This window comes from uncultured Sphingomonas sp., assembly GCF_902806265.1.
Classification (GTDB): Bacteria; Pseudomonadota; Alphaproteobacteria; order Sphingomonadales; family Sphingomonadaceae; genus Sphingomicrobium.
The window spans coordinates 37,707-57,119 of sequence record NZ_CADCVZ010000059.1 but is presented as its reverse complement, the minus strand read 5'-3'; the positions used below and the strand labels follow the sequence as shown (position 1 = coordinate 57,119).

The window sequence follows — 19,413 nt, the reverse complement described above, 5'->3', positions numbered from 1 at the left end:
AAGTTGCGGCCGCTGCCGCCATCGGTCTAGAGCCGCAATTGGGCAGCGGGAGTGAATGAAGCGTGAGAGGGATCGTCCTCGCCGGCGGGAGCGGCAGCCGGCTGTACCCGGCGACGCTAGCGGTATCGAAGCAGCTGCTGCCGATCTTCGACAAGCCGATGATCTATTACCCGCTTGGCACCCTGATGCTCGCCGGCATTCGCGAAATACTGGTGATCTCCACCCCGGCCGACCTGCCGCGGTTCGAAGCGCTGCTCGGCGACGGCTCGGCGTTCGGCGTGCGACTGTCCTATGCGGAGCAGGCTGCGCCTAATGGACTGGCCGAAGCGTTAATCATCGGCCGAGAGTTCGTCGGCGGGGAGCCGGTCGCGCTGATCCTCGGGGACAACGTCTTCTATGGTGCGGGGCTGGCTGCGACCGTCCGCACTGCTGCGGAGCGCAAGGCCGGGGCAACCGTGTTCGCCTACTCGGTCGAGGACCCGCAGCGCTACGGCGTGATCGAGTTCGACCCGTCCTCCGGCACGGCCCTGTCGATCGAAGAGAAACCGGCCGTGCCGAAGTCAAATTGGGCGGTCACCGGTCTTTATTTCTACGACAATGCCGTGCTGGAGATTGCGGCGGGCCTGGCGCCCTCGGCACGCGGCGAGCTGGAGATAACAGACGTCAACCGCGCCTACCTCGACCAAGGTTCGCTGCAGGTGTGCCGTCTGGGCCGCGGCTATGCGTGGCTCGACACGGGCACTCACGACAGCCTGCACGACGCTTCGTCCTTTGTCCGGACGATCGAGCACCGGCAGGGCCTCAAGATCATGTGCCTGGAAGAGATCGGCATGGAGCTTGGCTATCTGCAGCCGGAGCAGTTGCTGGAACGGGCGGACCAGCTTGGCCGCACCGATTATGCCGATTACCTGCGCCGGCGCGCCAGGGATCACCTCGTCCATGCTTGAAATCGCCGAGATCGGGCTCGGCGTGCGGGAGGTGCGCGCGCGCCGCTACTCGGACGAGCGCGGCTTCTTTTCCGAGGTCTGGAACGCCGCGATCTGGGCGGAGCGGGGTCTCGACCTCGTCTTCGTCCAGGACAATCATTCGCTGTCGCGGGACAAGGGCGTGCTTCGCGGCCTCCATTACCAGGTCCCCCCCTTCGCTCAGCAGAAGCTGGTCCGGGTTACCCGCGGCGCGGTGTTCGACGTCGCGGTGGACATCCGCCGGAGCTCCCCCACCTTCGGGCACGCGGTTTCGCGTACCTTGTCGGCCAGGGAGTGGAACCAGCTGCTAATCCCGTCGGGCTTCGCTCATGGCTTCATGACCTTGGAGGAGAACACGGAAGTCCAGTACAAGGTCACGGCACCCTATAGCGGTGCGCACGACCGCGCGATCCGCTGGAACGATCCGGCCATCGGCATTGTCTGGCCGATAGCTGAGGCCGAGCTGACGCTGTCGCCCAAGGATCGGTCCGCGCCGCTGCTGGCCGACGCGGAGCTGTTCAGCTGATGGACCGGGTGCTGGTGACGGGCGGCGCCGGCTTCATCGGCAGCGCGGTGGTCCGGCGCCTAGTCGGCCGCGGCATGCGCGTGGTAAACCTCGACAAGCTCGCCTACTCGGGCAGTCTCCAGTCGCTGCGAGAGGTCGAACGAGCGCCTGGCTACCGCTTCGTACAGGGCGACATCGGCAATCAGCAGATGGTCGGCGCGCTGCTCGCCGAGGAGCGGATCGAGGGCATCCTGCATCTCGCCGCGGAAAGCCATGTCGATCGGTCGATCGACGGACCTGCGGCGTTCGTCGAGACCAATGTGATCGGGACCTTCCGGCTGCTGGAGACCGCGCTCACTTACTGGCGCACGCTTACCGGCGATGCACGGACACGGTTCCGCTTCCACCATGTGTCGACCGACGAGGTGTTCGGCGACCTTCCATTCGACCAAGGCACCTTCACCGAAACCACGCCGTACGCCCCATCGTCGCCCTACTCCGCCACCAAGGCCGCCTCCGACCATCTCGTGCGCGCCTGGCACGCGACCTACGGTCTGCCGGTCGTGCTCTCCAATTGTTCGAACAATTATGGACCCTACCACTTCCCCGAGAAGCTCATCCCCTTGGTCATCCTCAATGCGCTGGAGGGCCGGCCATTGCCGGTCTACGGGCGCGGTGAGAATGTCCGCGACTGGCTGTACGTCGACGACCATGCCGCAGCGCTGGAAGTGGTGCTGACCCGCGGAGCCGTGGGCGAGAGCTACAACGTCGGGGGCAGGGCCGAACGGACCAACCTGCAGGTGGTGGAGGCGATCTGCGCCCTGCTGGACGAGCGCGTGCCGCTTACGTCGGGACGATCGCGTCGCTCGTTGATCCAGTTCGTGGACGACCGGCCCGGCCATGACCGCCGTTACGCCATCGACCCGGCCAAGATCGAACGGGAGCTGGGCTGGCGCGCCGAGCAGAGCTTCGAGAGCGGGCTCGCCCGGACGGTCGACTGGTACCTGGGGAGCGATTGGTGGTGGAAGCCGATCCGGGACGGCAAGTACGGCGGCGAGCGGCTGGGCACCGCTGGATGAGACTGTTGGTGACCGGCAGCGCGGGCCAGCTTGCGCTGAGTCTAGCGCATCGAGCCGGCGGCAGGGACGACCTTGAAGTCCGGTTTGCCGCGCGTCCTGCAGTCGACCTCACCCAGCCCGGTAGCGTCGCCGCGGCGATCCTTAGCGAACGGCCGGGCGTCGTGATCAACGCCGCGGCTTACACGGCGGTGGATGACGCGGAAAATCAGCCGGGACTTGCGCACCGCCTCAACGCCGAGGCGGCAGGCGAAGCGGCAGGCGCCGCGGCGGAGGTCGATGCGGTGATAGTTCAGATCTCCACCGACTATGTCTTTGGCGGCGGCCGCAATGACAGGCCTTACCGCGAGGACGATCCGGTGCAGCCGCTGGGCATCTATGGGCGCAGCAAGCTCGCGGGCGAGGAACTCGTGCGCGCGGCCAACCCGCGGCATGCGATCTTGCGCACGGCCTGGCTCTACAGCCCGTTTGGGCGAAACTTCGTCAAATCGATGATCGCTGCGGCGCAAGCTCGACCGGTGTTGACGGTTGTCGACGACCAGCACGGCAGCCCGACCTCCGCTCTTGACCTGGCCGATGCGGTGCTGACGCTGGTTGATGCGTGGCGCGGTGGTGCGGAGCCGGCAGGCGGGGCGACCTACCATGTAGCCAGTTCCGGGGTAACCAGCTGGTGCGGACTGGCCGAGGCGGTCATGGCGGAGTGCCGCCAGTTCGGCCTGCCCGCGGCGGAGGTGAGGCCGATCCGATCGGAGGATTGGCCTACCCGGGCCGAGCGGCCGCGCTATTCCGCGCTGGACAGCAGCAAGTTCGCTGCTGAGACCGGCTTCAGGATGCCGGATTGGCGCGCTTCGGTCGGATCGGTCGTCCGGCAGTTGGCTGGTGAAGCCGCGGCGTGAGCAGCGACCAGCGGCCGACGGTCGTGATCGTCGACTCCTCGGTAGCCGTCACCGGAGGTCTGCGCTGCGCCCAGCGCATGGCCAGGCTGCTCGCGCCGTGGCTGCGGTTCGTGCTGGTCCTGCCCTCCATGGCGCAGATCGATGCTAGCGAGTTGCGGCCCTTCGCCGAAGTCGAGCGGCTCCCGTTGGTGCAGCTGCGCAAATCGCCGGGCGCGATAGCGGCGTACGGCCCGGCCTTGCTGGCCAGTGGTGCTGGATTGCTGAGGCTTGTGCGCAAGCACCAGGCGCAAGTGTTGGTGATCAACGACTTCTTCCAGCTGCAGGGCTGGGTCGTTCGCCGCCTCGGCTGGCGCGGGCGCTTGATCACCTGGGTCCGCTTCGATCCCTCGCGCTTTCCCCGGCCGATCGCTAGGCTGTGGCTGGCGGCCGGACGCCAGGCTTCGGACGAGGTAGTCGCGGTGTCGCGTTTCATCCTGCAGCGACTGCCTGCCGATATGAAGGCCGCATGCGTTTACGACTGCGTCGACCCGGAGCTTGGTCCCGGCTCAGACCCGGGCGGGCGTCGGGACGACATCGTTCTTTTGGGCAATTACATCCCCGGCAAGGGTCAGAACGACGCGATCGAGGCCTTTCAGGAGGTTGCGGCGCGTTTCCCGACGGCTCGGCTGATCTTCCATGGCGGCGATATGGGCCTGGCCAAGAACCGCATGTACCGCGCCGGTCTCCAGCGTCGAGCCCACGAACTTGGCCTGGGCGAGCGCGTGCTGTTTCATCCGTTCTCAGACAACGTTCCGGCGGCTCTGTCGACTGCGCGGGTGGCCCTCAATCTATCCCGATCCGAGTCATTCTCGCTGACGTGCCTTGAGGCGCAGCAGCTGGGGGTGCCCGTAATCTCCTATCGCTCGGGCGGCCCCGAGGAGATCATAGTGGATGGCGAGACCGGTCACCTGATCGAGTTGTGCGACATCGCGGGAGTAGCAGCGGCGACCATAAGATTGCTCGAACAGCCGGGCCTGGCCGAGCGGATGGGTGCGGCAGCCGCACAATCGACACGCGAGCGCTTCGGGCCGGAGCAGTTCATCCGGGCGGTGCTCCCGCTGCTGCGCGGCCACGCGGCTTGAACTGGGCACGGCTTTATGCTGGACCGCCGCGGGGCAGACGGAAAGCAGGGCCTTGTCTCGTTATCTGGTAACCGGAGGCGCCGGCTTCATCGGCTCCCACCTTTGCGACCGTCTGGTGCAGGAAGGGCATGACCTCGTCATCCTGGAAGATTTCTCGTCGGGCAAGCAAGCCAACCTTGCCGGGCCGGCTTCGGCGGCGAAGCTGGTGCAGGCCGATGTCCGGAGTGGCCTCAGTGCTCAGGCGATCGGTCCCTGCGACGGCATCATCCACCTGGCGGCGCTGATCAGCGGCTTTGACAGCCTCCGCTCACCAGACGACTACCTCCAAGCCAATCTGCAGGGATTGCTGCGGGTCATCGACTATGCGGCCGAAGCGTCCGTTCCGAGAGTCCTATTCGCCTCCAGCTCAACCGTTTATGGCTCCGCCGCAGCGCCGCGTCTGGCCGAGCAAACGCTGCCTCAGCCGATGAGCGTCTATGCGGCCACCAAGCTGATGGGCGAGCAGCTGCTGGCCATGTACGGGCGCTTGCACGGCTTCACTCATTGCTCGCTCCGCCTGTTCAACGTCTATGGCCCGCGGCAGGCGACCGATCATCCGTACGCCAACGTCACCTGCAAGTTCTCGCATGCCGCCGCCAATGGCCTGCCAATCGATCTCTACGGCGATGGCGCGCAGAGCCGCGACTTCATTTACGTCGAGGATGTGGTGGACGCGTTCTTTGCCGTCTTAGATGCCAGTCCTTCGTCCGTGTACAACATAGGAACCGGACGCGAGACCAGCATCCGGGAGCTCATCGGCACGCTGGAGAGCATCGCAGGGCGTCCTTTCCAGATCAGCCAGCAGCCCGAATGGCCCAACGACATCCGCAGCATCTCTGCGGATTGCAGCCGTGCGACGGCCGAGATCGGCTTCATGCCCCGGGTGAGCGTCGAGCAGGGACTTGCGAACACTGTCGATTTCTTCCGTCCGCGGGGCTGACCGATGGAGGCGGGAGCGCTTGGAAGCACGGTGGTCGCCGTTTCCGCTTTCCGGTCGGACGCGGCGGTCCTGGCATTGCTCGAGCGCATCTTCGCGGAGGGGGGCGTTCAACCTGCCGCGGTGGTCGTGGTGGACTCGCTTGGGAACGGCGAATTGGCACGGGCGATCGCCGACCGCGGATGGCCGGTCCGTTACGAGAACGCGGCGGTGAACCTCGGGTCGGCCGGCAACCTCGCTCGCCGCCTGCAACTCGCGAGTGAGGTGCCCAAAGCCCGGTGGTGCTTCGCCCTTAACCACGATGGCACGTTTGACCGGGCGATGGTCGAGACGCTGGTGCGACGAGGCGAACAGGCGGAGCAGGTCGGTGCAGTGTTTCCTCGCCGGATCATGGTGGACCGCGGGAACTGCGTCCTGCGACCGCACCGTCATGTGTTCGCCACGCCTCGCTTCGATGGAAGTGATCGGCCGCCGCAGGAGGTCGCCTGGGACAGCTCCAACGGCGCGCTTTATGGCCTTTGGCCGATCCGGCAGGGGCTGTTGCCATGGACCGACCTGTGGATGGGGTGGGAAGACCTGGCATTCGGCTGGCTCTTGCAGCGGCACGGGTGGAAGCAGTTGTACAGCCCTGATGCCGACTACCATGACAATTATGAGTATGCCCGCGTAAGGCTATTGGGGCGGCAGCTTTTTATTACCCGCAAGCCAGCCTGGTACGCGTACTACGTCACCCGCAACCTCCTGCTGATCATTCGCCGGACGGGCGGAGGCTTCGCTCCCTGGCGCTTCTTCGCCACGCGGCTGGCACGCGAGTTGCTGTTCACACTGCTGTTCCGATCCGAGAAGCGCCGGCGCTTGCGACTGCTGTGGCGGGGGCTGGCCGACGGTCTGCGCGGGGTCACGGGGCAGGGTAGGAGATTGTAGTGGCCACGCGCGTGCTCATGCTGGTGACCGAGCTGGCGATGGGCGGCGCCGCCAAGGTCGTGCGCGAACTCTCGGCCATGCTCGCGACGCGGTTCGAGGTGCATGAAGCGGTGTTCAACGTTGCGGACGGCGTCGATTTCGACGGCATTGCCACACCGTACAGCCTAAACGTGAGCGGCGGCGGGAGCGTGCTCAACAAGCTCGCGAACCTCCGGCGACGCATTCGCCGGACCCGCGCCCTCAAGCGGAAGTTGCGCATCGATGTCAGCATCAGCCATCTGGAGGGCGCGCACTGGGTCGACGTGCTCAGCCGCCGCGGCGAGAAGGTCGTGCTGTGCGTTCACGGGTCTACCCTCAACAATGGCGAGATCCGTGGGCTGTCGGGCTGGCTGCGCGCCCAGGTGGTGCTGCCCCTCATCTACAACCGGGCCGACCGGATCGTCACCGTTAGCCACGGCATCAGGTCCGAGCTGATCTCCCTCGGCGTGCGGGCGGAACGCATCAGCACCATCCACAACAGCTTCGACCTCCCAGGCATCGCCGAGCGCAGCCGCGAGCCGCTGAGCCGAGCGGAGGACGGACTGTTTGGTAGTGCGCCGGTGCTTGTGACCGTTGGGCGGCTAGCTCCCCCGAAGAACCAGGCGGCGTTGCTGGATATCTTCGCGGAGGTGCTGGCGCAGCGACCCGCCAAGCTGCTCATCCTGGGCGACGGCGAGCTCCGAGCGACGCTGATCGAGCGTGCCGTGACCCTGGGCCTGAGGGTCTGTTCGGGCTGGAACGGGCGCGCTCCCACGCCTGACGCCGACGTCTACTTCCTTGGTGTCCGCAGCAATCCGTTTAACTTGGTCAGCCGCTCAGACCTCTTCCTGATGACGTCGAGCTGGGAAGGTTTCCCCTTGGCATTGTGTGAGGCGATGGCCTGTGGAACGCCCGTCCTGTGCACCGATTGCTTCACCGGCCCGCGTGAGATCCTGAGCCCCGACACGCCGATGCCGGCTGAAGCGATCACGGCAGCGGAGTGGACCAACCGTGGTGTCCTGCTGCCGGTGCTGAACGATCCCGGGAGCTACGTGCAGGCCCGTTCGGTATGGGCGCAGACCATTCTCCGCTTGCTCGCCGAGCCGGCAGCGCGGGAACGGCTAACCATGGGCGCGCAGGCCAGGGTGCAGGATTTCGGCCGCGAGGAGAAGGCTGGCGAATGGGCCGACTTGATCGATCAGCTGGCGACCGGCCGCAGGTGATGCTCTCCAGTGGAAGTCGTAACGGAGGCGAACGCTAGCTCGCCTCAGCCGACCGCGCTAAAGCCGGCCACATGGGACGCAGATTCTTCGGGACGGATGGCATTCGCGGGCTGACCAACAGCGCGCCGATGACGGCCGAGACGGCACTCAAGGTCGGACAGGCAGCCGGGGCGCATTATCTTCGCGGCCAGCACCGGCATCGGGTGGTGATCGGCAAAGACACGCGGTTGTCCGGCTACATGATGGAGTCGGCGCTGGTCGCGGGCTTCTGCAGCGTGGGCATGGACGTTGTGCTGCTCGGCCCGATGCCGACGCCGGCCGTGGCCATGCTGACCCGCTCCATGCGGGCCGACCTCGGCGTGATGATCTCCGCCAGCCACAACCCGTTCGCGGACAATGGAATCAAGCTGTTCGGACCCGATGGATACAAGCTCAGTGACGAAGACGAGCTGGCGATCGAAGCGCGAATTGACGCCGAGCCGGCGCTGGCCAGCCCCGAGCTGATCGGCCGGGCCAAGCGGATCGAGGACGCGCGCGGCCGCTACGTCCACTTCGCCAAGTCGACCTTTCCCGAGCGGCTCAGCCTCGACGGGCTCAAGATCGTGGTCGATTGCGCCAACGGGGCCGCCTACCATGTCGCGCCCGACGCGCTATGGGAGCTTGGCGCCGAAGTTGTTGCGCTGGGCACCTCGCCCAACGGGACCAACATCAACGATGGTTGCGGGTCGACCCACCCTCAACTGCTGCAGGAACGGGTTGTCGCCGAGGGCGCCGACCTCGGCCTGGCGCTGGACGGTGATGCTGACCGGCTGATCGTGGTGGACGAAACCGGCAAGGTGGTGGACGGCGACCAGCTGATGGCGCTGATCGCCTTGGACCAGGCCCGCCAGGGACTGCTCCGCGGCGGCGGTGTGGTCGCCACCGTCATGTCCAACCTCGGGCTTGAGCGGAAGCTGCGGAGCGAGGGCCTGCGGCTCGAGCGGACCAAGGTCGGCGACCGCTACGTGCTTGAAGCCATGCGGGAGAAGGGCTGCAATGTCGGCGGGGAGCAGTCGGGCCATATCATCCTGACCGATCATGCGACCACCGGAGACGGGTTGGTCGCAGGGCTGCAGATTCTCGCGGCACTGGTCGACCAGCGCCGGCCGGCCAGCGAACTGCTACGCCAGTTCGAGCCGGTACCGCAATTGCTCAAGAATGTCCGTTTCGCCGGCGGCGCTCCGCTTGAGAAGGACGGCGTGAAAAGCTGCATCGCCGACGCGGAAGCGGAGTTGAACGGCAAGGGGAGGCTGGTGATCCGCAAGTCCGGCACCGAACCGTTGATCCGGGTGATGGCGGAAGGCGACGACGAGGCGCAGGTCCAGGCCGTGGTTGAGCGCATCTGCGAGGCGGTCGCGCGGGCTTAAGGAAGTTTTGGGCTTTTACCGCCATTGCGGGACGGCGCGGCGTTGTAACTCCGCCGGTACAAGGGCGTCGACAACGGAGATGGCCTCCCGCCTATGCGGGGGAACGAGGGGTGAAAGGCTCGAATGACCGCACTATCCACCCCCCGCATCCTGATCGTCGCTGGCTCTGATAGCGGCGGCGGCGCTGGCATCCAGGCGGACATCCGCACGGTCACCATGCTCGGCGGCCACCCCACCACAGCCATTACCGCGATCACCGCGCAGAACACTTTGGGTGTGACCGCGGTGCACCCGGTTCCGGCCGAGATCGTGCTGGCGCAGATGGACGCGGTGCTCGACGACATCGGCACGGACGTCGTCAAGATCGGGATGATCGGCAGTGCGTTCACCGCGCATGTTGTCGCGGACCGGCTGGAGCAGCTGGACGGAGTGCCGATTGTCTTCGATCCGGTGATGGTCGCGACCAGCGGGGCCGACCTGGCCGACGAGGCGACGATTGCTGCCTTCAGCCGCTTGATGGACGTCGCCACCATCGCCACGCCCAATCTGCCCGAACTGCAGCGGCTGACCGGCAAGGACGATCCGGTTGATGCAGCGCTGAGCCTTGTCGGCGCGCACCGGTGCGCGGTGATGATCAAGGGCGGGCACGACGAGGGCGACGCGCTCGCCGACGCCCTGATCGAAGAAGATAATATGACCAGCTGGCAGGGCCAGCGCATCCACACGCCGCATACCCACGGCACCGGCTGCACCCTGGCGAGCGCGATTGCGGTGGGGCTGGCCGAGGGCAAGAGCCTGGCCGACGCGGTCGCGACTGCGCGGGAGTTCGTCCGCATGGGGCTGCACGAAGCGCCGGGGCTGGGGCAGCAACATGGACCGCTAGGGCATCACCGAGTGCGGTTGGACGTCGGCGGGGGTCCGCGGCTCAATCAGGTCACGATCACCGGCAAGGATTACGGCAAGTCGGTCCAGTTCTACCGGCGGCTCGGTCTCCGACAAATCGTCGACAGCCCCGATAACGGCTACGCGCGGTTCGAGACGTGGGGCGGGGTGACCCTGTCCGTGCAGATCGACCCCGAAGCGGAGATCGCGCCGACGGCCGCCATCTACCTTGAATGCAACGACCTGGACGCGCGGGTCGAGCAGCTGGCCAAGGCCGGACTGCCGTTCGAGCACGGGCCGCGCAACCAGCCCTGGATGTGGCGCGAAGCGCGGCTGCGCGATCCATCAGGCAACATCGTGTTCCTCTACAAGGCCGGGGAGGCGCGGCGCTTCCCGCCATGGCGGCTGGCGGATGCGCTTCCGGCGGAAAGCGACGAGCCGAGCGCGCAAGCGCTCGAACCCTCTTCCGAGGTGCTGCGCGCCGCCTTACCCTAGGGGGCGTGGGACGGCCCTGTTTCAAGCTTGAGCGCAATCATCCGCTGCCGCTGGCCGGCGTCGACGAGGCCGGCTGCGCGCCGCTCGCCGGTCCGGTGGTCGCCGCTGCCGTGGTGCTCGACCGCAACAAGTTCCCGCGCGGGATCGACGACAGCAAGAAGCTGGACCTTGCAATGCGCGAGGCGATCTTCGCCAAGCTGCAGCAGCAGGCGCGCTTCGGCGTCGGCATCTGCACGGTCGAGGAGATCGACACCCTCAATATCTATTGGGCTCGCATGCTCGCGATGATTCGCGCGGTGGAAGCGCTCGGCTTCGAGCCGGCGATGGTGCTGGTCGACGGGAATCGCTGTCCCAAGTGGGAGCGGCCGAGTGTGCCGATCATTGCAGGCGACGCCAAGTGCCGGTCGATTGCCGCCGCGTCCATCGTGGCCAAGGTCACCCGCGACCGGATCATGGCACAGTACGCCGAGGAACATCCCGGTTATGGCTGGGACAGCAACCGCGGTTACCCGACCCCAGATCACCGCCGAGCCTTGCGTGAACTCGGGCCGACGCCGCTGCATCGCCGTAGCTTCGGCTTGGTGCGGGAAGCGCTCGCGGCGGCTGCCCAGCCGATGCTATTCGCCGCGGAATAGGCGAAAGGCGAAAGGCGAGTCCTCCGCGCCACACCACCACGGATCGAGTCTCATGCACGAACTCGGACTCAACATCTTGTGCTCGGATGCGTTCGGACTCGTTCCGTTCATGCAACGGCTTTGTTCCCGTTAACTCTTCTTCTGTTGACCTCCAGCCCGGCCGGATTCAGCATGGGTGGCAACAGGGGACACCATCCATGAACCTCATGACGCCACTCCGGCCGGCGCGCGTCCGTGCGCCGGCGAAGGACGCTTCGTCTCTAATTGCTGACGGCCGGATCATTCAGGGCGACTGCATCGCCGAGATGGCCAAGCTGCCGCCCAAGTCGGTCGACATGATCTTCGCCGACCCTCCCTACAATCTGCAGCTCGGGGGCGACTTGTTCCGGCCGGAAGGCGGCCGGGTCGATGCGGTCGACAACGATTGGGACAAGTTCGACAGCCTGGCCGCCTATGACGCATTCACCCGCGCCTGGCTCCACCAGGCGCGCCGGGTGCTCAAGGACGATGGCACTCTGTGGGTGATCGGCAGCTACCACAACATCTACCGAGTCGGATCGCTGCTGCAGGACGCCGCATACTGGATCCTCAATGACATCGTCTGGCGCAAGGCCAACCCTATGCCGAACTTTCGCGGCACCCGGTTCACCAATGCGCACGAAACACTGATCTGGTGCGCCAAGGACGAGCGGGCCAAGTACAGCTTCAACTACCAGGCGATGAAGGCGCTGAACGATGACCTGCAGATGCGCTCGGACTGGGTGCTGCCGATCTGCTCGGGCGCCGAACGGCTGAAGAACGTGACTGGGCATAAGGCGCACCCCACGCAGAAGCCCGAGGCGCTGCTCTACCGCATCCTCCTCGCCTGCACGGAGCCGGGCGACCTGGTGCTCGATCCATTCTTTGGAACCGGCACCACTGGGGCGGTGGCGCGGCGGCTCGGCCGCCGATGGATCGGGATCGAGCGCGAACCGGATTATGTGTCGGTCGCTCAAGAGCGTATCGCCGCTACCCTGCCGCTCGACGAAAGCGCCATGCAGGTTGTGCCCGACAAGCGCCGCCAGCCGCGAGTGGCCTTCGGGCTGCTGGTGGAAAGCGGATTGGTCTCTCCAGGGACGACGCTGTTTGACGCCAAGCGCAGGTGGCGCGCGGCGGTACGCGCCGACGGTTCGCTCAGATGCGGCCCGCACCAAGGCTCGATCCACAAGGTCGGGGCGGGCCTGCAGAGTGCGCCAAGCTGCAACGGCTGGACCTTCTGGCACGTGGAGCGGAACAAGCGCCTGGTGCCGCTGGACGTGCTACGCCAGGAGCATCTGGCAGGGCTGGAGTGAGCACGCGCACCCTGCTTCGGCCAACCGGGTTCGTCGACTCGCCGTTTGGTCACGACGGCAAGGTCGAGCGGTTGGCGGGGGGTCTCACTTGGTTCAGCATGGTCGAGGTGCTGACGGTCACCGCCGATCGCGTGGGGACGGAGCTGGTTAGCGTCGAGCGGGTCAACGAAACGATCGGCAACCTGCCGGCTGATGCCGAGGAGCAATGGGAGCGGCTGACGATACCCCGCGCTCCGTTGCTGCTGGGCGACCGCACGGTTCGGCTCGACCAGCCGCAAGTGATGGCGATCCTCAATGCCACCCCGGACAGCTTCTCCGACGGTGGGCGGTTCGCCTCGGCGGAGCAGGCGGTCGCAGCGGGGTTCGACGCGGCGGAGAACGGCGCGGCGATCGTCGATGTGGGTGGCGAGAGCACCCGGCCGGGCGCCAAGCCGGTGTGGGAAGGCGACGAGATCGATCGCGTCGAGCCGGTGATAGGCGCGCTGGCGAGAGGCGGGGTGGCGGTCTCGGTCGACACCCGCAAGGCGGTGGTCATGGAGCGCGCCGCCGCCGCCGGAGCGCGGCTGATCAACGACGTGTCGGCGCTGACCTGGGACCATCGCTCGGCTGAAGTGGTCGCGCGCTCGGGTCTTCCAGTCGTGCTGATGCATCATCAGGGGCAGCCCGATACCATGCAGCAGAACCCGAGCTACCGGCGAGGCGCGCTGGTGGAGGTCTATCTCTGGCTCGAACAACGCCTCGCGGAGGTCCAAGCTGCCGGCATCCCGCGCAACAAAATCCTGATCGATCCCGGTATTGGATTCGGCAAGACGGTCGCGCATAATCTTGAGTTGCTCAACGGGCTGGCCCTTCTCCATGGGCTCGGCTGCCCCCTCTTAGTTGGAGCCAGCCGCAAACGCACTATCGGCGCACTCCATAACGAAGCGCTGGCGGACCAGCGGCTCGGCGGCAGCATCGCGCTGGCGATCAAGGCAATGGAGCAGGGCGCCCAGCTCATCCGGGTGCACGACGTCTACGAAACGGTGCAGGCACTCAAGGTCTGGCGGGGGCTGCGCGACCAGGCCCTGACGCCGCGGCTGGCTTAGAGCAGGTAGCCCCCGTCGCTAACGAACACCGAACCGGTCACGTTACCGCATGTTTCGTTCGAAAGCAGAAAGGCGATCTGCCGGGCGATCTCCTCGGGCTTGTTGAAACGCCCCAGCGGTGTGGCGTGCGCGGCGATTTCATTGAACGCCGCGTCGCGGCCGACCTCCGCCACTCGCGCATCGAATTGAGGACTTTCCCACATGGGCGTTTCCACCCCGCCGGGAGCGATGACGTTAACCCGGATGCCGCGGGCAGCGCTCTCCTTGGCGGCGACGCGCGCGAGTTGCAGCAGGCCGGCCTTGGATGCGGCATAGGCGCCGATGCCCTCTTCTGCCTTGAAGCTTGCTGCGGAAGCGACGCAAACGATCGAGCCGCCTTCGCGCATGCCCCGGAGCGCCGCCTGCAGGCTGAGGAACGCGCCGTCGAGATTGGTCGCTATCACCCTTCGCCAATCATCAAACGACAGGTCGGTGAGCCTGCCGACCCCTGCAATCCCCGCGTTGATCACCGCACCTCGGACGCCGGCGAGGTCGACGCCCGCCCAGAAGTCCGGGTCACCAACATCTCCAGTCAGCACGGAGGACGGACGACCGGAATCCGTTTCCGCAAGCGAAGCTGGGTGGCGGTCGACCAGGATCAGCCGAGCCGCGCCAAGCTCCGCCAGGTGATAAGCGGTGGCCAAGCCGATGCCCGACGCCGCGCCCGTAATCAGGATGGAGTCGCTAAAGCCTTGCTGCATTGAATGCCCTCAAAATCGGGAACAGCTCGCGCCCAGTTAGCAAATCCTTATCGATTGCCCGTTAACAAACGGGCGATCGGGTTCGGAGAGCCGGAATGCAACAGCTTGTCTACATCAGCACGTCCCGCAGCGAAGTTCCCAGCTTGACCGAGGTCGAGAGCATCCTCAGCGCATCGCGCCGCAACAATGCGCGCGATGGGCTTACCGGATTGCTGATCGTCGGCGGGCGCCGGTTCCTCCAGGTGCTGGAGGGACCGGACAGCCGTCTCGCCGACGCTTACGCCCGCATCAAGCGCGATCCGCGGCACTTCGCGGTCGTGGAGCTCAGCCGCAAGCCGATCGCCAAGCCGAGCTTCCCAGACTGGCACATGGGGTATGAGGCGGGGCAGGGCGATCTGGCCGAACTGGTCTATCAGCTCACCTCCATGATCGACGAACCGTCGCTTCAAGCCCAGCTCCGCGGCTTCGCCCAGCTGCACTGCAAGGCGGCCTGACCGCCGCCTTTCTCCAGCAACGAGCATCTGCTATCGCTTCTCGGCTCGGCTCTGGGGAGAGCGGCCATGGTTGAAGAGAACAGGACCTACTTCGCGCGCCGCGCCGCTGAGGAGCAGTCGCGCGCCGAGCAGGCAACCGACCCACACGCGGCAGAGGCGCATCGCAAGCTGCAACGCGCTTACGTGGAGCGCGCCAGCGTCGGCAATCGCTGGCCGGAGCCGGAGATCGTGGGCTAGCCCGGCCCGAGCAGCCGTTCCCGCGTGCGTTCGAGCACGCCGCTTCGCGCTTTGAGCCTGGCCTGGCGTAAACGGGGGTAATCGGCGGCCGCTTCTTCCCCCAACGCCTCGGCGAAGACGCCGTCCCTGACCTCCCGCAGAATCGTCCGCATGCGCGCATGAACCGACTCGTCGACGATGCGCGGGCCCCCCAGCAACGCGCCCAGTTCCGCGGTGTTGCTGATCGCCTCGGCCATGCCGGCCATGCCCCGCGCCTCGATCAGTTCGGCGATCAGCTTCAGCTCCGACACGCATTCAAGGTACGCCACTTCCGGCTTGTACCCAGCCCCAACCAGCGTCTCGAAGCCGGCCTGGAGCAAGGCGGGAACGCCGCCCCATACCACCGCCTGCTCGTTGAACAGGTCTGCGACGCATTCCTCCTCGAAGCTCGAGGCGATCACACCGGCCCGGCCACAGCCAATTGCAGAGGCATAGGCGAGGGTGAGCGGCCAGGCGGTCCCGCTGGAGTCGTGCGCTACCGCCGCCAGGGCCACCATGCCGCGGCCGGCCTCGTAGAGCGAGCGCAATGCGCTGCCGGGTCCCTTGGGGGCGACCATGATCACCGCGAGATCGGGCCGTGGCCTGATTAGCCCGAAGTGGATCGCCAGTCCGTGGCTGAACCCGAGCGCGGCGCCCGGCATGAGCGCTGGCTCAACCTGGTCGTACACTGCGGCGAGCTGCTCATCCGGCGCGAGCAGCATGATCAGGTTCGCGCCGGCTGCCGCTTCGGCCGGCGGCATGACGGCAAGGTCATAAGACTGCGCCTCGATCCGGCGGGCGCTGCTTTCCCGCAGCCCAATCCGAACCGAAATTCCGGTATCCCTCAGGTTGAGAGCCTGGGCGCGGCCTTGGTTGCCGAACCCGACGATCGCTACCGTTTGGCCCCGTAATGGCGTGAGGTCGATGTCGGGATCGCGGATCATCGGTTGCAGCGCTAGACCGCGGCACCGAGCAGCGCCAGTGCCCGCTCCGGTGCGTCCTCGGCGTCGAGCGCGTCGGGGAAGCGGGGCCACTCGGACGGCGGCTGGTGCGCAAACCAGGTATATTGTCGTTTGGCGTAGTTGCGGGTCGCTTGGCTGCCTGCGGCAAGCGCTTCCTTGCGGCTGAGTTCGCCTGCGAGCAGCGCCGCGATCTCGCGGATGCCGATCGCGCGCATCGCGGGGAGGGCCGGATCGAGCCCCCGTGCAAGCAGCCGTTGGACTTCGTCGGTGGCACCTTCGTCAAGCATCGCGGCGAAACGCTCGTCGCAGCGGCGGTAGAGCCAGGCGCGAGGCGGCAGCAGGATGAGGGGGCGTAGCGCGACCTGGTCGCCGATACCCCCCATGGGCTCCGCCTGCCAGTGGCGCAGCGAGCGGTCGGTCGACAGCAGAACCTCCAGGGCCCGCGCAACTCGGGTGCTGTCCGACGGCCTGAGGTCCTGGGCGCTCGCCGGGTCTCGCTGCTGAAGCTCGGCCCAGTTCTCTTCCAGCGGGCGAGTCCGCACAGCCGCACGGATCGTGGGATCGATCGGCGGCACCGGCGCGATGCCGTTGAGCAGCGTACGCAGGTAAAGGCCCGTACCGCCCACCACGATCGGCAGCCTGCCGACAGCATGAGCTTGCCGCACCTCGGCCCGCGCGGCCTCGGCCCAATCGGCGGCCGAGAAAGGCAGTGCGGCATCGCGGAAGCCGAACAGGCGGTGCTGGGCGCGCTGCAGTTCGTCATCCCCGGGCCGTGCACTGAGGACCCAAAGGTCTGCATACACTTGGGCGCTGTCGGCGTTGATGATGATGCCGCCCGTGCGTTCCGCCAGCGTCAAGGCAAGTGCCGACTTGCCGCTCGCCGTCGGACCGGCAATGACGGCCACAGGAGGACGCGACTTGATCATTGCGACGCTGATAGCAGCCGGCAAGCTCGACCGGGACCGTATTCACCAGGTTGCCACCATGCTGGAGGACGCGCGCCTGCGCCTGCGCGGCTGGAACTGGCTGGACGAGGGGGATGCGGCGGATATCGAGATCGAAGGCGGGGACGTGAGCGCCATTCGCCGGCTGCTGGAAGGCAAGCTGCCGGGAACCGATGTGGTGGCGCAGGCCGCGGACGGCCGCGAGAAGAAGTTGCTCGTGGCCGACATGGACTCCACGATGATCGGGCAGGAATGCATCGACGAACTGGCCGATTATGCGGGCATGAAGGAGGAGATCGCCGCCGTGACCGACGCGGCGATGCGCGGCGAGATCGAGTTCACCGAGGCGTTGCACCAGCGGGTGGCGGCGCTGAACGGGTTGGGCATGGGTTGCATCGAACGCTGCCGGACCGACCGCATCCGCGCCAACCCGGGCGCGCGGACGCTGGTCCAGACGATGCGGGCGCGGGGCGCGGGCACGTTGCTAGTGACCGGCGGCTTCCACGATTTCGCCGACCCGATGGCAGCCGAGCTTGGCTTCAACGAGGTCCGGGCCAACTGGCTGGAGAGCATTCACGGTCACCTGACCGGGCGGGTGACGGGCGAGATCGTCGACGCCGGCGCCAAACGGCAGGCGTTGGTCGACCTACGCAGCCAGCTCGGTCTGCCGCGTGAGGCGGTGCTTGCCGTCGGCGACGGCGCAAACGATGCCCCAACCATCGAGGAAGCGGGGCTTGGCATCGCTTATCGCGGCAAGCCGAAGCTTAGGGAGGTGGCGGACGCGGTTATCGACCATAACGACCTGACCGCCTTGCTGTGGGCGCAAGGCATCCCCCGCCGCGAGTGGGCGAACGGCTAACGGATCCGAACCGGTACGCAGGCCTGCCGGGCCAGCGAGCGGCACGCCGCCGCCGCTTCTGACAGGGAGGAATAAGGGCCGACCTGTAGCCGCAGCAGCGATCCGCCGGCAACATAGGCCGGCAGCTTGCCCGGCAGCCGCGGCGCAAGCTGCGCGAATAGAGCCTGACCGGCGCCGGGCTGGCGAAAGGCGCCCAACTGGATGCGCCACGGACCCGGCGTTGAGGGTGCGGCCTTCGAGCGCCGCCGGCTTGAACTGCGGGTGCCAGTCGTGCGGACCACGGCAGGCGCGGCCTCTCTCGATGCGGTTTCGCCGACTTCTTCCGAGCCCGAAGCTCGCTCCAACTCTGGCATAACCAATTCCATCTCGGACTGGGTGGCCCGAGCTTCGGAGGAGCCTTGCGCGGCCGCGCGGCGGACCATCGCGTAGCCCCTTCGGCGATGGGGCGCGACGCCGTCACCGTTGAACATGGCGGTGCCATAGATCAGCAGCGCCCGCGGCTCGCCGGCTTCCGCCGCTTGCTTGAGCCAGGGCATGGCGCCCGCCCGATCGCCTTCCTTGAACAGGAGGATGCCCAGCGCCGCCTGGGCCGGAGCGTAGCCTTGGCGTGCCGCCCGTTCGTAGAGCGAGCGAGCCCGCTGGGGTTCGCGGCGCTGAACGCGATCCGCTTGGCTGGTGAGCGCGGCGGCACTAGCCGGCGGCAAGGCCGGCTGAGCCGTCGTGACCAGTAGAAGAGAGAGCACCAATTCGAACACAACTTCCTCAGTTCCGATTTTCCGCGATGCAACAGCCTAGAACAGGGCAGCCGCAACGTTAACCGGATTTTAGCTGCAGATGGAGCATCTCACCAACAACAGAGCCAATCAGGCGAGGGGATGGGAATGCGCGTTCTGGCTATGGCATCGCAGAAGGGGGGCTCGGGCAAGACCACGCTTTCCGGTCACCTGGCGGTGCAAGCGCAATTGGCAGGGCACGGCCCGGTCTGCCTGATCGACATCGACCCGCAGGGCAGCCTTGCCGACTGGTGGAACGAGCGGGAGGCCGATATGCCGGCCTTCGCCCAGACCACCGTGGCTCGGCTGGCTTCCGACCTGGAGGTGCTTCGCCAGCAGGGTTTCCGAATGGCGGTGATCGACACGCCGCCAGCCATCACCATGGCCATTCAGAGCGTCATCGCCGTGGCCGAGCTGATCGTCATCCCGACTCGCCCCAGCCCACACGACCTGCGCGCGGTCGGTGCTACCGTCGACCTGTGCGACCGCGCCGGCAAGCCGCTGATCTTCGTGGTCAACGCCGCGACGCCCAAGGCCAAAATCACCAGCGAGGCCGCGGTCGCCTTGTCGCAGCACGGCACCGTTGCCCCCGTCACCGTGCACCATCGCACCGACTTCGCTGCGTCCATGATCGATGGCCGAACCGTGATGGAGGTCGACCCCAAGGGCCGCTCCGCCCGTGAGGTGGTCGAGCTATGGGACTACATCAGCGAACGGCTGGAGAAGAACTTCCGTCGCACCGTGTTCGCGGCGCCCGCCGCAGCATCAGGTGCCAGCGCGGTCGCCGCTCCACGACCCGTCGGCGGCTTCGGCCGCCGCGTCGTCGGCCAGTAACGGGAGACTGCTCC

The 19,413-nt window shown here is 66.7% G+C and carries 21 protein-coding genes; 17 read left to right on the top strand and 4 right to left on the bottom strand.

Features of this window, described 5'->3' with window-relative positions; all coding sequences use genetic code 11:
* The first annotated feature begins 62 nt into the window (after nucleotides 1-62).
* The 13 genes from rfbA (at nucleotide 63) to folP (ending at nucleotide 13,538) form a co-directional block, all read left to right on the top strand.
* Nucleotides 63-947, top strand: coding sequence for a glucose-1-phosphate thymidylyltransferase RfbA (gene rfbA, locus QZX62_RS10975; protein ID WP_294174418.1), 885 nt, complete (start codon nucleotides 63-65; stop codon nucleotides 945-947).
* Nucleotides 940-1,491: a dTDP-4-dehydrorhamnose 3,5-epimerase gene (gene rfbC, locus QZX62_RS10970; RefSeq protein ID WP_294174416.1), complete on the top strand. Its 552-nt coding sequence runs from the start codon at nucleotides 940-942 to the stop codon at nucleotides 1,489-1,491. Before rfbA ends, rfbC begins: the two co-directional genes overlap by 8 nt.
* Nucleotides 1,491-2,549 (top strand): dTDP-glucose 4,6-dehydratase, encoded by a 1,059-nt coding sequence (gene rfbB, locus QZX62_RS10965; protein ID WP_294174415.1) that lies wholly within the window; start codon nucleotides 1,491-1,493, stop codon nucleotides 2,547-2,549. Before rfbC ends, rfbB begins: the two co-directional genes overlap by 1 nt.
* A gap of 8 nt (nucleotides 2,550-2,557) precedes the next feature.
* Nucleotides 2,558-3,442, top strand: coding sequence for a dTDP-4-dehydrorhamnose reductase (gene rfbD / locus QZX62_RS10960; RefSeq protein WP_294174413.1), 885 nt, complete (start codon nucleotides 2,558-2,560; stop codon nucleotides 3,440-3,442).
* Nucleotides 3,439-4,563 carry a glycosyltransferase family 4 protein gene (locus QZX62_RS10955; protein WP_294174411.1) on the top strand — a complete coding sequence of 375 codons (1,125 nt, stop codon included), beginning with the start codon at nucleotides 3,439-3,441 and terminating at the stop codon, nucleotides 4,561-4,563. The genes rfbD and QZX62_RS10955 overlap by 4 nt, the downstream gene beginning before the upstream one ends.
* Nucleotides 4,564-4,615: 52 nt before the next feature.
* Nucleotides 4,616-5,542 (top strand): NAD-dependent epimerase/dehydratase family protein, encoded by a 927-nt coding sequence (locus tag QZX62_RS10950; RefSeq protein ID WP_294174410.1) that lies wholly within the window; start codon nucleotides 4,616-4,618, stop codon nucleotides 5,540-5,542.
* Nucleotides 5,543-5,572: 30 nt separating this feature from the next.
* The gene (locus QZX62_RS10945) at nucleotides 5,573-6,463 is read left to right on the top strand and encodes a hypothetical protein (RefSeq protein WP_294174408.1); all 891 of its coding nucleotides are present in this window, start codon (nucleotides 5,573-5,575) and stop codon (nucleotides 6,461-6,463) included.
* Nucleotides 6,463-7,704, top strand: coding sequence for a glycosyltransferase (locus QZX62_RS10940; RefSeq protein ID WP_294174406.1), 1,242 nt, complete (start codon nucleotides 6,463-6,465; stop codon nucleotides 7,702-7,704). Before QZX62_RS10945 ends, QZX62_RS10940 begins: the two co-directional genes overlap by 1 nt.
* Nucleotides 7,705-7,775: 71 nt before the next feature.
* Entirely contained in the window at nucleotides 7,776-9,110 is a 1,335-nt protein-coding gene (glmM, locus tag QZX62_RS10935; protein WP_294174404.1) for a phosphoglucosamine mutase, read from the top strand.
* Nucleotides 9,111-9,233: 123 nt separating this feature from the next.
* Nucleotides 9,234-10,487 (top strand): bifunctional hydroxymethylpyrimidine kinase/phosphomethylpyrimidine kinase, encoded by a 1,254-nt coding sequence (gene thiD, locus QZX62_RS10930; RefSeq protein ID WP_294174403.1) that lies wholly within the window; start codon nucleotides 9,234-9,236, stop codon nucleotides 10,485-10,487.
* Nucleotides 10,488-10,492: 5 nt separating this feature from the next.
* Nucleotides 10,493-11,122: a ribonuclease HII gene (locus tag QZX62_RS10925; protein WP_294174402.1), complete on the top strand. Its 630-nt coding sequence runs from the start codon at nucleotides 10,493-10,495 to the stop codon at nucleotides 11,120-11,122.
* Nucleotides 11,123-11,319: 197 nt separating this feature from the next.
* A complete protein-coding gene (locus tag QZX62_RS10920; RefSeq protein ID WP_294174400.1) occupies nucleotides 11,320-12,453 on the top strand; it encodes a site-specific DNA-methyltransferase in 1,134 nt (377 codons plus the stop codon).
* Nucleotides 12,450-13,538: a dihydropteroate synthase gene (gene folP / locus QZX62_RS10915; protein WP_294174399.1), complete on the top strand. Its 1,089-nt coding sequence runs from the start codon at nucleotides 12,450-12,452 to the stop codon at nucleotides 13,536-13,538. The genes QZX62_RS10920 and folP overlap by 4 nt, the downstream gene beginning before the upstream one ends.
* Here the strand turns inward: folP and QZX62_RS10910 are convergent.
* Nucleotides 13,535-14,278: an SDR family oxidoreductase gene (locus QZX62_RS10910; protein ID WP_294174398.1), complete on the bottom strand. Its 744-nt coding sequence runs from the start codon at nucleotides 14,276-14,278 to the stop codon at nucleotides 13,535-13,537. The genes folP and QZX62_RS10910 overlap by 4 nt on opposite strands.
* A 95-nt stretch (nucleotides 14,279-14,373) precedes the next feature.
* Between QZX62_RS10910 and QZX62_RS10905 the strand changes: the two genes are divergently transcribed.
* Nucleotides 14,374-14,772, top strand: a complete 399-nt coding sequence (locus QZX62_RS10905; protein ID WP_294174395.1) for a BLUF domain-containing protein — start codon at nucleotides 14,374-14,376, stop codon at nucleotides 14,770-14,772.
* A 66-nt stretch (nucleotides 14,773-14,838) separates the two neighbouring features.
* On the top strand, nucleotides 14,839-15,009 hold the full coding sequence (locus tag QZX62_RS10900) for a hypothetical protein (protein WP_294174394.1): 171 nt from the start codon (nucleotides 14,839-14,841) through the stop codon (nucleotides 15,007-15,009).
* On the opposite strand, the gene ilvC is transcribed toward QZX62_RS10900, so the two are convergent.
* Both ilvC and miaA read right to left on the bottom strand, forming a co-directional pair.
* Nucleotides 15,006-15,971, bottom strand: coding sequence for a ketol-acid reductoisomerase (ilvC, locus tag QZX62_RS10895; RefSeq protein WP_294174392.1), 966 nt, complete (start codon nucleotides 15,969-15,971; stop codon nucleotides 15,006-15,008). The genes QZX62_RS10900 and ilvC overlap by 4 nt on opposite strands.
* An 11-nt stretch (nucleotides 15,972-15,982) precedes the next feature.
* On the bottom strand, nucleotides 15,983-16,915 hold the full coding sequence (miaA, locus tag QZX62_RS10890; protein ID WP_294174390.1) for a tRNA (adenosine(37)-N6)-dimethylallyltransferase MiaA: 933 nt from the start codon (nucleotides 16,913-16,915) through the stop codon (nucleotides 15,983-15,985).
* Here miaA and serB point away from each other — a divergent pair.
* Nucleotides 16,908-17,792, top strand: coding sequence for a phosphoserine phosphatase SerB (gene serB, locus QZX62_RS10885; RefSeq protein ID WP_294174388.1), 885 nt, complete (start codon nucleotides 16,908-16,910; stop codon nucleotides 17,790-17,792). The two genes, miaA and serB, sit on opposite strands and share 8 nt — an antisense overlap.
* Here serB and QZX62_RS10880 read toward each other — a convergent pair.
* Nucleotides 17,789-18,496 carry an SPOR domain-containing protein gene (locus tag QZX62_RS10880; protein ID WP_294174386.1) on the bottom strand — a complete coding sequence of 236 codons (708 nt, stop codon included), beginning with the start codon at nucleotides 18,494-18,496 and terminating at the stop codon, nucleotides 17,789-17,791. The two genes, serB and QZX62_RS10880, sit on opposite strands and share 4 nt — an antisense overlap.
* Before the next feature lie 177 nt (nucleotides 18,497-18,673).
* On the opposite strand from QZX62_RS10880, the gene QZX62_RS10875 reads away from it, so the two are divergent.
* Nucleotides 18,674-19,399 carry a ParA family protein gene (locus QZX62_RS10875; RefSeq protein WP_294174385.1) on the top strand — a complete coding sequence of 242 codons (726 nt, stop codon included), beginning with the start codon at nucleotides 18,674-18,676 and terminating at the stop codon, nucleotides 19,397-19,399.
* Nucleotides 19,400-19,413 lie beyond the last annotated feature (14 nt).